The sequence below is a fragment of the Streptomyces sp. NPDC093064 genome (genome assembly GCF_044754605.1).
In the GTDB taxonomy this organism is placed as follows: Bacteria; Actinomycetota; Actinomycetes; order Streptomycetales; family Streptomycetaceae; genus Streptomyces.
Map to the genome: position 1 here is coordinate 12,424 of NZ_JBIVPK010000006.1, position 12,257 is coordinate 24,680.

Annotated in this window: 12 protein-coding genes and 2 pseudogenes; 5 read left to right on the forward strand and 9 right to left on the reverse strand. The window is 69.7% G+C overall.

Annotated elements, in window-relative coordinates; all coding sequences use genetic code 11:
• Nucleotides 1-17: 17 nt before the first annotated feature.
• A pseudogene (locus ACIQFZ_RS09605) lies at nucleotides 18-341 on the forward strand (transposase); the annotation flags it as partial.
• Here the strand turns inward: ACIQFZ_RS09605 and ACIQFZ_RS09610 are convergent.
• The 7 genes and pseudogenes from ACIQFZ_RS09610 to ACIQFZ_RS09640 all read right to left on the reverse strand — a co-directional run bounded on the left by ACIQFZ_RS09610 (nucleotide 327) and on the right by ACIQFZ_RS09640 (nucleotide 4,505).
• Entirely contained in the window at nucleotides 327-722 is a 396-nt protein-coding gene (locus ACIQFZ_RS09610; RefSeq protein ID WP_402690970.1) for a hypothetical protein, read from the reverse strand. The pseudogene ACIQFZ_RS09605 and the gene ACIQFZ_RS09610 sit on opposite strands and share 15 nt — an antisense overlap.
• Before the next feature lie 363 nt (nucleotides 723-1,085).
• Entirely contained in the window at nucleotides 1,086-1,670 is a 585-nt protein-coding gene (locus ACIQFZ_RS09615) for a hypothetical protein (protein WP_402690971.1), read from the reverse strand.
• On the reverse strand, nucleotides 1,663-2,217 hold the full coding sequence (locus ACIQFZ_RS09620; protein ID WP_365420358.1) for a SigE family RNA polymerase sigma factor: 555 nt from the start codon (nucleotides 2,215-2,217) through the stop codon (nucleotides 1,663-1,665). The genes ACIQFZ_RS09615 and ACIQFZ_RS09620 overlap by 8 nt, the downstream gene beginning before the upstream one ends.
• Before the next feature lie 32 nt (nucleotides 2,218-2,249).
• Nucleotides 2,250-2,569: pseudogene (locus ACIQFZ_RS09625) on the reverse strand (transposase); the annotation flags it as partial.
• Nucleotides 2,570-2,646: 77 nt separating this feature from the next.
• Entirely contained in the window at nucleotides 2,647-3,291 is a 645-nt protein-coding gene (locus tag ACIQFZ_RS09630) for a DUF4304 domain-containing protein (RefSeq protein WP_402690972.1), read from the reverse strand.
• Nucleotides 3,292-3,296: 5 nt separating this feature from the next.
• Nucleotides 3,297-3,779, reverse strand: coding sequence for a transposase (locus ACIQFZ_RS09635; protein WP_402691083.1), 483 nt, complete (start codon nucleotides 3,777-3,779; stop codon nucleotides 3,297-3,299).
• A 141-nt stretch (nucleotides 3,780-3,920) separates the two neighbouring features.
• Nucleotides 3,921-4,505, reverse strand: coding sequence for an Imm21 family immunity protein (locus ACIQFZ_RS09640; protein WP_383059578.1), 585 nt, complete (start codon nucleotides 4,503-4,505; stop codon nucleotides 3,921-3,923).
• A 170-nt stretch (nucleotides 4,506-4,675) separates the two neighbouring features.
• On the opposite strand from ACIQFZ_RS09640, the gene ACIQFZ_RS09645 reads away from it, so the two are divergent.
• From ACIQFZ_RS09645 to ACIQFZ_RS09655, 3 genes are all read left to right on the forward strand, one after another.
• The gene (locus ACIQFZ_RS09645) at nucleotides 4,676-5,494 is read left to right on the forward strand and encodes an SAM-dependent methyltransferase (RefSeq protein WP_365420350.1); all 819 of its coding nucleotides are present in this window, start codon (nucleotides 4,676-4,678) and stop codon (nucleotides 5,492-5,494) included.
• 66 nt (nucleotides 5,495-5,560) lie between these two features.
• On the forward strand, nucleotides 5,561-6,124 hold the full coding sequence (locus ACIQFZ_RS09650; protein WP_365420348.1) for a hypothetical protein: 564 nt from the start codon (nucleotides 5,561-5,563) through the stop codon (nucleotides 6,122-6,124).
• Between the two features lie 268 nt (nucleotides 6,125-6,392).
• Nucleotides 6,393-9,536 carry a BTAD domain-containing putative transcriptional regulator gene (locus tag ACIQFZ_RS09655; RefSeq protein WP_402690973.1) on the forward strand — a complete coding sequence of 1,048 codons (3,144 nt, stop codon included), beginning with the start codon at nucleotides 6,393-6,395 and terminating at the stop codon, nucleotides 9,534-9,536.
• On the opposite strand, the gene ACIQFZ_RS09660 is transcribed toward ACIQFZ_RS09655, so the two are convergent.
• Both ACIQFZ_RS09660 and ACIQFZ_RS09665 read right to left on the reverse strand, forming a co-directional pair.
• Complete coding sequence (locus ACIQFZ_RS09660; RefSeq protein ID WP_402690974.1) at nucleotides 9,520-10,281, reverse strand: ABC transporter permease; 762 nt, start codon at nucleotides 10,279-10,281, stop codon at nucleotides 9,520-9,522. The genes ACIQFZ_RS09655 and ACIQFZ_RS09660 overlap by 17 nt on opposite strands.
• Nucleotides 10,278-11,222 carry an ATP-binding cassette domain-containing protein gene (locus tag ACIQFZ_RS09665; protein ID WP_365420340.1) on the reverse strand — a complete coding sequence of 315 codons (945 nt, stop codon included), beginning with the start codon at nucleotides 11,220-11,222 and terminating at the stop codon, nucleotides 10,278-10,280. The genes ACIQFZ_RS09660 and ACIQFZ_RS09665 overlap by 4 nt, the downstream gene beginning before the upstream one ends.
• Nucleotides 11,223-11,411: 189 nt before the next feature.
• Between ACIQFZ_RS09665 and ACIQFZ_RS09670 the strand changes: the two genes are divergently transcribed.
• Nucleotides 11,412-12,221: a M15 family metallopeptidase gene (locus tag ACIQFZ_RS09670; protein WP_402690975.1), complete on the forward strand. Its 810-nt coding sequence runs from the start codon at nucleotides 11,412-11,414 to the stop codon at nucleotides 12,219-12,221.
• The last annotated feature ends 36 nt before the right edge of the window (nucleotides 12,222-12,257 follow it).

Here is a 12,257-nt window from a genome sequence, read left to right on the forward strand (position 1 = left end):
ACAGGGAGTGGTAGTTCATCAGGCCGTATCCGCCGATCGGTGGATACGACCCGTACCCCGAACGGCTGCGGCAGCAATTCGAGGGGGTGATCTGGCGGTTCCGGACGGGCGGGCAGTAGCGGGAGGTGCCCCACGAGTTCGGTGCCTGGTCGACTGTTCACAACCGCTTCCGGCCGTGAAGGGACGCTGGCGTTTTCCAAGCCCTGCTGGAGGGCCTGATCGCGGAAGCCGCGAAGCGGGGTGAGGTGGACTTGTCCCTGGTCAGCATGGACTCCACCACCCGGGCCCACCACGACGCTGCTGGGGTGCATCATCCGCGCCACCTTTTAGGAGGTGTACAGCGACTGCAACCTGGTCACCCGGCCCTTCCCGTCGAAGCTGAGGTCGTACCCCAGCCTCGAGCGGAAGGAACTCGGTTCGGCCATCAGCCGGTTGACGAACTCGGCCTGGGAGTAGGGGTCGGGGGCGGAGTTGTCGCCCAGCGGGACCGACAGCAGCACCCGGGCGTCTGTGGCCATGAGCACCGTGGTGTAGGGCCCTTCACCGGGGATGATCAACCACGCCTCGTGCGGGCCCGTGGCGGCCACCTTCCGGGCCGTCCGCACTGACAGGTAGGTCCGTCCGCCGCTGATCCAGCCCTCGCGTATCTGCATGAACTGCTTGGTACCGGCCCAGCGCGTCGTGCCGTCCGGGGTGGTGCCCTCGCCGGGCGCGGCGGGCACGGTCGTCGCAGTGGGCGGGGTCGTCGTAGTAGCCGGGTGCGTCGCTGTGGGCGGGGTCGTCGTAGTAGCCGGGACCGTCGCAGTGGGCGGGGTCGGCACGGCGGCCTGTCCGGACGCAGACGCTGAAGCCGTCACCGGTGTTGCCGGGGCAAGGGCGTCCGCCTGCCCTTCGCCTCCCTTGCCGGTGCATGCGGTCAGGGCAAGAGCGGTCAAGGCAAGAACGGTCAGAGGAAGGGCGCCGGTTCGGCAGCGAGAAGTGAGCACGGCAACGTCCCATCGGATCAGATGCAGTCGGGATACATGAGCTCTACGCCCTGGCCCGCCTCTGGGTTGCACCTCGATGCCGTGAATGCGGCGGCGGCCTCAGTCGGTCTCCCGCAAGGACTCCACCCGGCCCTCGCTGTCGTAGTCGATCGCGAACATCCACCGCGGCCCGGCAGCCAGCCGGCTCACCAACTGCTCCAGCTGCATATCCGCAGGGGACCCGCCGGAGAGCCGCCGTGCTTCCACCAGCGTCCACCGCGGCAGGGTCAGCGTGTGCACCACACCCGTGGGCACCGCGCTCCCCCGGACGGTACGGAGCTGCTCGACGGTGACCCGCACCATGTCGCCCTGCGCCACCGCGCCGTACACGTAGCCCAGTTCACTGGCATACTCCTCGCCCTGTGCGGGCGACGGCGGCACGAAGCCTGAAACGGCCGGCGCTGGCACGATCGCGGCCGGCTCCGGCACCCGGGCGGCTCGGAACAGCGACAGACCGCCCACCACCAGAGCGGCGGCCAGCAGCGCGCCGCCGAACGCCACGGCCGCCCGTCGGCGGCGCATGCGCTGCTCACCACGGGCCCGCACCCGGTGCGCGGCAAGCGGCATCACCTGCTGCCGGCCCGACTCGGCGAGCCCGGCCAGGTTCCGCTCCAGACACCGCTCCAGTTCTGTCCCGTCAGCCATGCCTCACCTCCGGCAGCCGGGTCGTCCGCAGATCGAGGTCTGTATCGGCCAGCAGACGTGCCAGCGCGGCCCGTCCGCGGTGCAGGTGCGCCTTGACCGTGCCGACGGGGCAACCGGTCTCGGCAGCCACCTGCTCCACCGTCAGGTCACACAGATGATGCAGCACCACGGCCCGCCGCTGTGCCTCGGGGATCCGCCGCAGTGCCTGGACCAGCAGCACATGGTGCGGTTCCGGCGGCGGTACGGCGGCGGGCGGACCCTGCCGCCGGGCGAAGGCCAGCGCGGTGCGCGCCCGCCGCCACCGACTGACCGCAAGCCGCCAGGCCACCGTGCGCACCCACGCTTCGGGGGCACCGTTCAGGTCCAACTCGGACCAGCGTTCCCAGGCCCGGGCGAAGGCCTCCTGCACCACGTCCTGAGACTCAGCCAGGTCACCTGTCATCGCGTACAACTGGCCGACGAGTCGGCCGACGCTCGCGGTGTAGAAGGCGTCAAAATCACGCTCGTCCACACCGCGGCCCGGCACATTCTGTGGTGGTGGTCGCATACCCCTTCTCACGCTGAACGGTGGCTGCGCGGCTCCAGTGGAGCTCCCCCATGCGCGATGCGGCCGTGGAGGCCGCGTTCGTCGAGCAGGGTACGGGTCTTGTCGGAGTCGTAGCCGGCGTCCAGGTGGACGGTGATGTCGCCGGGCAGTGGACCCAGGTCGTTCAGGCGGTCCAGGGTCGGGGCGAGCAGTGGGGAGTCGTGGCGGTTGGCGCCGGCCAGGACGCGGCCCAGGGGAATGCCGTATCCGTCCGTCATGCCCGAGCGTTTCAGGCCTGTTTGCCGCGGTCGACCGGGGAACGCCCGGCCACCTCGCCGCCTCCGGGAGTCTTGGTGATGGAGCCGTCCACGGCGTCGCAACTCCATGATCACCGGGACATGTGCCCGTTCTGTTGCCGGTATCCCCAACCGCACCTATCCGCGCGACCTCTTACTTGGCCAAGCCGCGTGTCGCCAGTCTCCGACGCACCCAGGCAGCGAAATCGTCCCCGGGCCCTGCTGGCTGCACGTCTGCCAGCAGCGCTTCTATCTCGCGACATGGTGCGTCATCGACGCACAGCAAGATCTCCAATCTGGTCAGCGGCACGAGTCGCACGACCGGCATGGTGCGATGGCGGCACTCTTGCAGGAGATTGGTTCGGTCGAGGAGGTGAACCATCTGTGGGATCGCTTCGTCGCGCAACGCACTTGCCAGTGCCTCACCGCAGATGTGTCGGTTGTCCTCGCGCAGAGCCCAGCGCGAGCGAAGCCGCCCCTCGCAGTCGGGCAGATGCGCCGCCCGTGGTGGTGGAATCACGTCGCCGGCCACAACCGCCGACTGGAAGGCGCGGGGAGCCCCCACCTGGCCGCTGGCCCAGTGCTGCCGGTTGATCCACTCCCAGTACGGAGCGGGCACGATGCCGTATCCCACGCCGAACACAGCGGCGTCCGGGTCGACGTAATGACGTGAGAACCCGAGAACAGCTTGATCACCACTGTCCGCGACGAGACGGAAGGTGCGGCCGGACCGCTTGAAACCAGCTGCTCTCATCACTGGGGCCACATGCTCCCTGACCAGCAAGTCCAGCGGTCTCATCGGTCTCACTTCCGTGTCTGCGCGCCTGCAACGGAGCAGCCGGTCGCTGCCGGAGCGTAGCGCCACGCACCGACAGTCTCCGAGGTACATGGCGCTACCAGGTGGGTCGATGGCCGCGAGACGAGGGTTGGGCACCCCACTCGCCAGTTGAAGCGCTGGCTGCACCCGGACCTGGGCAACTCCTTTGCAGGTCCCCCTTTCGCCGCCCCGGCCGCGTGCTGGTGGGTCCGGCAGACAGTGGAGTCGACGCCCACGTCCCAGGTGATCAGCCTCTTCGCGTCCGCCTGGGCCTGGAGCTGAGTGACGATCCGGGCCCAGGTGCCATTACGCTGCCAGCGCCGGAACAGGTCGTAAACCTGGTCCCACGGGCCGTACCGCTCGGGCACATCACGCCAGGGAGCGCCGGTCCGGGTGCGCCACCGTATGCCGTCTATCAGCTGCCGCCGTGTCCACGCCGGCGTGCGGTCCGGATCAATGCCCCGCGGCAGCTACACGCTCGCTCACTGCCACGGCGGATGACGGTCCTTCTCGAAGTGGTGGCCGAAGCCTCTCCTGTCAGATCGGCATTGCCCATCTGCACAACCTCGTGCGCGGGCACGTGACCGCATTCGTTTGGAGCCGCTACCCGTTCACGCATCCATGGGGAGGAGCTGGACCAAGCCGACCCAGTTCGCCTCATCCGCCTCGGTGTGGACGGCACGGACCTTCCAACGACCGGCGGGCAGCGGGACCGGGGCCTGCGAGGGCATCCCTCCACCGGGATACTCGACGCTCAATTCGGCACCCGCCTCGACTGAGTCCATGAGCACGGCCGGGCCGTCCGACAACCATGTGCCGCACTCCTCCCACGCGGTGGTGGGGTCCGCAAGGACAGCCTCGGCTGCGGCCTTCAGCCCAGTCTCGGAGCCGGCGGCGAGCCAGCGCAGGAAGGTCCGATACTCGGGCAGATAACAGCTGGTGGCCGGTTCGTCAGCCAGTACCAGTGCCTGCGCGCCGCTGTCGCCGACGGCGATCACGCCGGCCAACTCGTTCACCGCGCAGGCGCGGTCGTAGTCATCTGGAGCGGTGGAGTCCCCCACGACGGCCCCGGTCTCCGTGCACCCGTGCCATGCAGCCGGCGCGGAGACGGGGATGACGATCAATGGGCCGCCCATCGACTCCACCCAGGCATAGACATCGGACGCATCGGCTGAGGTGAACGAAGAGGCGCTCATGCCGTCAGTGTGCCCGCGCCCACTGACAGCCCTCTCAGCTGTTGGCGATGCGATAGTGGCGCTGTCGTATGACGAGGACCGGACGTTTGCCGCACTGAGGTCGAGCCGATTGGCTGTGGGCCGACCGAAAGTGATGGTCAGCAGGCGGCGTCGCGGGCAGGATGGTCGCCATGACGGATGAAGGCTCCTCCATCGACTCCACCAAGCCCAGCATCGCTCGCGTCTACGACTACCTGCTCGGCGGCAAGGACAACTACGCCGTGGACCGGGAGATCGGTGACGTGTTCAAACGCGACCTTCCTGGTTCGGTGGCCATCGCCTTCGCCAACCGCGCGGCTCTGACCCGGGCGGTCGGGGAGATCGTGACGACCACCGACGTACGGCAGTTCATCGACCTGGGCAGTGGTCTTCCGACCGCCGACAACGTCCACCAGGTCGCACAACGCCACGCTCCGGAGTCCCGGGTCGTGTACGTCGACACCGACCCCCAAGTGCTGGTCCACGGTCGGGCGCTGCTGGAGGAGAACGACCGGACCCGCGTCGTCCCGGTCGACGTACGGAACCCCGAGGACGTCCGTACCCACCCGCACACCCTGGAGCTGATCGACTTCGATCGCCCAGTCGCCGTCGTGTTCAGCGCCATCCTCCACCACGTCAACGACGAGGAGGACCCGGCCGGAATCGTCCGCTACTGGCGCGACCAGGTGCCCTCGGGGAGCTACTTCTTCGTCAGCCACTTCCGTTCCGGTAACAACCCGGAGACAGCGGAGGCCGAGGGAGTCCTCCAGCAGACCTTCGGCCGCGGCCGGTGGCGCACCGACGAGGAGATCGAATCCCTGCTGGACGGCCTGGAGATCCTGGACCCCGGGATCGTCCCCGCACCCCTGTGGCGTCCCGACGTGACTGAAGGCCCGTGGAGCCGCAACGGCGAACGGGAACTCACCGTCTGGGAGCGCCTCATCGCCGCCGGGCTGGCCCGGAAGGCCTAGCGCGCTTCCTTCGGATCTTCCCGATCGGATTGTGCTGAGCGGATCTGTGTGGACGATCATCGGGCCATGAACACGGACTACTGGGCGGCACTCACGGATTCTGACCGCGAGCAGTGGGGGTTCGTCCCCCGTCAGACGATCGGGCCCCTGTGCTTCGGTATGGACCGGCACGATGCGGCTACCACCATGGCGGAACTCGGCTTCACTGCCGAGGAGCATGAGATCGAACGCTGGAACCGGGGCCGTTCCCAGTGGCGCGTCCAGTTCCACCGGGCCGAAGCGGACGGGTGGAAGCGGCCGGCTGTGAAGTGCTACTTCGTCGAAGGCGTGGGGTTGACCTGCGTCCTCGTCGACGGGCTGCGCGGCCCGCAAGTCACCTACGAGGGGATCCGCTTGATCGGCCGTGTGCCGTCTGAGCTCTCGCGAGAGATGGAGGCGTACGCCATCGAGCACGACGTGGGGATCAGGTTCAGCCCTGGGGGAGACATGTTCGTCGACAGCTTCGAGATCGAGCTGGGCACGCAACGGGCTGGCGATGGCGTCGTCACCTGGGCCCTGTTCTTCAACACCGGTGGAATCGCGGGCACCTCGTGGGACATCGTACCGAAAGAAGTCTGGCACCACTGGTAGAAGCGGCTTCAGCCTGTTCCGCGAAGTGTCGATCACCCGACAGTGATCACGCCACGGCCCACCCCACCGAGTCGCCCGGTCCGGCAGCAACGGCTCGATACGGACCCGTTGGGCATCTGTCAACGACACACAGCGGCCAACGATCCGTTGATCCCAAAGGAACCGCATAGCCCCCTCCGTCCGGACTCGAATCCGGTGCTCGGCCGTCCGTCTGTGAGGCGTTGGCGGCTCGGAGATGCCCGCCGAACGCCCATGGCAAAATCAGCGGGTGCAGATCGGGATGCTGGGTCCATTGGAGGTTCGCACGGACGGCGGCCTCTTGGTCGACGTGCCGGGCGCTCGGTTGCGCGGACTGCTGGTCGCCCTCGCGCTCAAGCCGGGTCACGTGGTCCCGAAGTCGTCGCTCATCGACTGGATCTGGGGTGAACACCCGCCCGCCGATGCGACGAACGCCTTGCAGCGCTTGGTTTCCCGGCTGCGGAAGGTGCTGCCGGGCGGGGTGGTCGAGGGGCTGACGGATGGCTACCGTTTGACGGTGGAGCCCGACGCCGTCGACGCCGTACGGTTCGAACGCCTCGTCGGCGCGGGCCAGGCACGCGCCGAGGACGCCTCCCTGCGGGTGCGGCCGCTGCGCGAGGCCCTCGAGTTGTGGCGCGGTGCGGCCCTGCAGGACGTCGGTCTTCAGGACAGCGCCGCGTTCGACACCGCGGTCGTACGGCTCGACGCGTTGCGCCTGACCGCCACCGAGGAGCGGGTCGACGCGGAGGTCACCCTCGGGCGCGGTGCGGAGATGGTCACGGAGCTGACCGATCTGGTGGCCGCGCACCCGGTGCGGGAACGGCTCGTCGCCGCGCTGATGCGCGCCCTCGTCGCGGCCGGTCGCGTCAGCGAGGCGCTGCTGGTGTACCAGCGCACGAGGGAGGCCTTGGCCGACACGCTGGGCGTCGACCCCTCGCCGGAGCTGTCCGCGTTGCATGTCGCGCTGTTGCGGGGCGAGTTGGGGCATAGAGAGCCGAGCGGCAAGACCAACCTGCGCGCCGAGCTGACCACCTTCGTCGGGAGGGGCGCCGATGTCGCGGCGGTCCGTGAGCTGATAGCCGGGCACCGGCTCACCACCGTGATCGGGCCGGGTGGCTCGGGGAAGACGAGGCTGGCCACGGAGACCGCGCGCACGCTGCTCGGCGACCTGCCGGACGGGGCCTGGCTGGTGGAGCTGGCCGCCGTCGGGGCGGACGGTGACGTGGCGCAGTCGGCGCTCGCCGGGCTCGGCCTGCGGGACGCCCTGCTCGGCGGGGCTCCGAACACGGAGCTGACGGACCGGCTCATCGCCGCGGTCCGCGAGCGGGAGGCGCTGCTGATCCTGGACAACTGCGAGCACGTGATCGAGTCGGCGGCGGTGTTCGCCCACCGGGTGCTCGGCGAGTGCCGCCGGCTGCGGATCCTGGCGACGAGCCGGGAACCGCTCGGCATCACCGGGGAGGCGCTGTGGCTGGTCGAGCCGCTGGCCCTGCCGGAGGGGGACGCGGATCCGGGTCGCATCGAGTCCTCGCCCGCCGTGCAGCTGCTGCGGGACCGCGCCGGGGCGGTGCGCCGGAATCTCGCGGTCGACGCCCCCACGCTGGCGACTGCGGTGCGTGTCTGCCGGGCGCTGGACGGGATGCCACTGGCGATCGAACTGGCCGCGGCCCGGTTGCGCACCATGTCCATCGGCCAGTTGGCCAACCGGCTCGACGACCGGTTCCGCCTGCTGACCAGCGGCAGCCGCACCGCGTTGCCGCGGCACAAGACGCTGCGCGCGGTGGTCGACTGGAGCTGGGAGCTGCTCACCGAGCCCGAGCGGATGGTCCTGCGCAGGCTCTCGGTGTTCGCCGGCGGGGCGAGTCTGGAGGCGGCCGAACGGGTCTGCGCGGGCGACGCGGTCGAGCGGGAGCAGGTGCTCGATCTGCTCACCGCGCTGACCGAGAAGTCGCTTCTGCTCACCGAGGGCGACAGCGCCCCGCGCTACCGCATGCTGGGCACGATCAAGGAGTACGCCGGGCACCGTCTCGCGGACTCGGGGGAATCGGACCGGGCGCGCCACGCACACCTGGCCTACTTCACCGAACTCACCGAGACCGCGGAGCCGCACCTGCGCCGCGCCGAGCAACTGGAGTGGCTCGCCACGCTCGGGGCCGAGCACGACAACATCGGTGCCGCGATGCGCGGCGCGCTCGCGGCGGGCGAGGCGCAGGCGGCGATGCGGCTGGCGGCCGGCGCCGGCTGGTACTGGTGGCTCGGCGGGCACAGGACCGAGGGCATCGAGCTGATCACCGCGGCCGCCAGGACGCCCGGTGAGGTGTCCGACGAGGTGCGGACCACGGTGTACGCGCTGATCGTGCTGTTCGTGAGCTCCGGGCGCAACGACGAGCGCCAGGCGGCGGAGTGGATCCACGAGGCGTACCGGCTCAGCCGGATCGGCGGGCGCCGCCATCCGCACGTGGGGCTCGTCGAAGCGTTGGAGCGCTTGCTGCGGGAGCCCGACGCGTCCCTGTCCGCGTTCGAACAGCTGCTGGACGACGAGGACCCCTGGGTGCGTGCACTGGCCCAGTGGCACCTGGGCAAGATGCGGATCGTGCTCGGCCAGGACACGCGAAACGCGGACGCGTACCTGGAGACGGCGCTCGCCGAGTTCCAGGCGCTCGGCGAGCGGTTCGGGATCTCGCTCGCCCTGACCGAACTGGCCGAGCGGGCGGCCGTGCGCGGCGGGTTCGCCGGTGCGTGCGAGCACTACGAGCAGGCGATCGCGGTCGTCACCGAGGTCGGCGCCGTCGAGGACGTCATCCGCATGCGGTCGCGGCAGGCGCAGCTGTACTGGCTGCTGGGCGACGAGGCCGCCAGTGCGGCCGCCATCGCCGAGGCCGAGCGGTGCGCGGAGCGGGTCACCTGGCCGGACGCGCTGGCCGAGCTGGCCCTCGCGAAGGCGGCACTCGCCCGGTGGGGCGGCGACGCCGCGCAGGCGCGCGGGCAACTCGGCGTCGCGACGGCCATGCTGGGCGACGAAGCGGAGAGGGCGAACATCCGCGCGGGGACGCACGATCTGCTCGGCTACCTCGCCGACGACCTCGGCGAGGCCCGCGCGCACCGCGCGGCGGCCTGCGCGGCGGCGGCCGAGGCGGGGTACGCGCCGCTGCTCGCGCAGGTGCTCGTCGGGGTCGCGGACCTGGCCCTGCGCCGCGGTGAGCACGAGCAGGCCGCGCGACTGCTCGGGGCGAGCCTCGGCGTGCGCGGGCTCGAGGACCGCTCTCAGCCGGACACCGCCCGGATCGAGCAGGCCGCGCGGAACCGCCTCGGTGACGCGAAGTTCGCCGAGGCGGCTCGGGAGGGGACGCGGACCGGCTGGTCTCAGCTGGTCGAGGTCACGCTCGCTTCCTGAACGCGGAGACCGCCCACACGTATCCGAGGACAGCGAGCCCGACGCACCAGGCGAGGGCCGCGATCGCGTCGCCGCTCGACGGGTTGCCCGCCAGCAGCCCGCGCAGCGTCTCGATGATCGGAGTGAAGGGCTGGTACTCCGCGAACTGCCGCACGCCGGTCCCCATCGTGTCGGCGGGCACGAACGCGCTGCTCAGGAACGGCAGCATGATCAGCGGTACGGTGGCCAGGCCCGCCGACTCCGCGGTCTTCGCGCCCAGGCCCATGGCGACCGTGAGCCAACTGGTCGCGAAGGCGAGCAGCAGCATGATGCCGATCGCGGCGAGCCACTGGAGGAAGCTCGCATGGGGACGGAATCCCATCGCGAAGCCGACGCCGATGATGGCCGCGTCGGCGATCAGACTGCGCACCGTCGTGGAGACGACATGACCGGCCAGCACGGCGCCGTGGGAGACGTCCATGGCCTTGAACCGGTTGATGATGCCCTTCGTCATGTCGCCGTTCACGGCCGCCGCGGTCGGCCCCAACCCGTAGGTGATGGCCATCACCATCAGGCCCGGCACCGCGTAATCGACGTATTTCCCCTCGACCTTGAAGGCGCCACCGAACACGTAGACGAACATGAGCATCATCACGATGGGAAACAGGACCGCCTGGAACACCGTGACCGGATTCCGGGCCGTGTGCTTGAAGTTGCGGCGCAGCATGATCGCCGCGTCGCCGAACGACGTCGAGACACTGTTCATTTCGCGATCGCCTCCGTGCTCGTGCTCGTGCGCCCGGTCAGGGCGAGGAATACGTCGTCGAGGTCCGGCGTGTGCACCGAGAACTCCGCTGCGTTGATGGTGTGTTCGTCGAGCTTGTCCAGCAGGGCCCGCAGCGACCTCGACCCGCCGTCGCTGGGAACGCGCAGGGTCAGTTCCTGGTCGTCCCGTGTGGAGCCGGTCAGGACCCGTGCCGCCGCGCCGAGTTCGTAGAGGTCGGTGAACCGGAGCCGGACGTGGCTGCCGGGGGCCTGGCGCTTGAGCTCCTCGGGGGTGCCCTGGGCGACGAGGTGGCCCTGGTCGAGCACCGCGATCCGGTCGGCGAGCTGGTCTGCTTCCTCCAGGTACTGGGTGGTGAGGAAGATGGTGGTGCCGGCGGCCACCAACTCGCGGACGATCCCCCACATCGTGCGCCGGCTGCGTGGGTCGAGACCCGTCGTCGGCTCGTCCAGGAAGATGATCCGCGGGTTGCCGACCAGCGTCATCGCCAGGTCCAGCTTCCGCTGCATACCGCCGGAGTAGGTCGATGCCGGCTTGTCCGCCGACTCCATCAGATCGAACCGTTCCAGCAGCCCCGCGACCACGCGGTCACCGGAGCGCACCCGCTTCAGGTCCGCCATCATCTGAAGGTTCTCGCGGCCCGACAGCAGTTCGTCCACCGCGGCGAACTGACCGGTCACGCCGATGACCGCGCGCACCTCCTTGGTCGCGGTCACCACGTCGTGCCCGGCGACGCGTACCGTCCCGGCGTCGGCTTGCATCAACGTCGCCAGGACGTTCACCGTCGTCGTCTTGCCCGCCCCGTTCGGGCCGAGCAGGGAAAACACCGATCCTGCGGCGACGTCGAAGTCGATGCCGTCCAGCACGACTTTGTCGCCATAAGCCTTCCGCAGCCCTGAAACCGCGATCGCCGAATTGTTCATGCCCTCACCGTCCCCGCCGGGCCTGACACCCACCTGTCACGCCCCTGACACGACCCCTGACACGACCACCGACACGGCGCTCCACCGCATCGCCGGCGCCGGACGGCGCATCCTCCGGGCAGGCTTCCGGGGGAACCTCGTGTGCGATCGCTTCCCCCATGACCCCCGCCCCTGGTAGATGAAGGGGGCATGACACGCCTGATGCGCACCGCACGTACTCTGATCGCCGCCGCTGCCGCCCTGCTCACCGTGACCGCCGCCCCTGCCACCGCCCGGGCGGCTCCCGAGCCCAAGGCGCCCACGGACTTCGTCGCGCTGAGCACCGTGGATCCGACGATCATCCAGGAGATCCGCTACTTCACCCCCCACAACTTCGTCGGGCAGCGCGTCGACGGCTACCGGCAGCCGCTCTGCATCCTCACCCGCCCCGCCGCCCAGGCCCTTCACACGGCCCAGCAACAGTTGCTGCGCAAGGGCTACAGCCTCAAGGTGTACGACTGCTACCGGCCCCAGCGCGCCGTCGACCACTTCGTCCGCTGGGCCCAGGACCTCGACGACCAGGCCATGAAGGGCGAGTTCTACCCTCAGGTCGACAAGACCCGGCTGTTCGAGGACGGCTACATCGCCGCGAAGTCCGGCCACAGCCGCGGCTCGACGATGGACCTGACCATCGTCAGGCTCCCGGCCGGCCCGACCCACCCCTACGTCCCCAGCAAGCCGCTGGTCCCCTGCTACGCACCCCAGGCCGAACGCTTCCCCGACAACTCCCTCGACATGGGCACCGGCTTCGACTGCTTCGACACCCTCGCCCACACACTCGACCCCAGGATCCAGGGGCAACAGCAGGCCAACCGGATGCTCTTGAAGAGCACGCTGGAGAACCTGGGGTTCGTGAACCTCGCCGAGGAGTGCTGGCACTACACCTACAAGCCCGAGCCCTACCCGGACACCTACTTCGACTTCCCCGTCGCCCGGCAGTCCCTCACGGCGAGGCGCTGAACCGCCCGCCGGAATCCGACGCTTCCGTACCGTCGG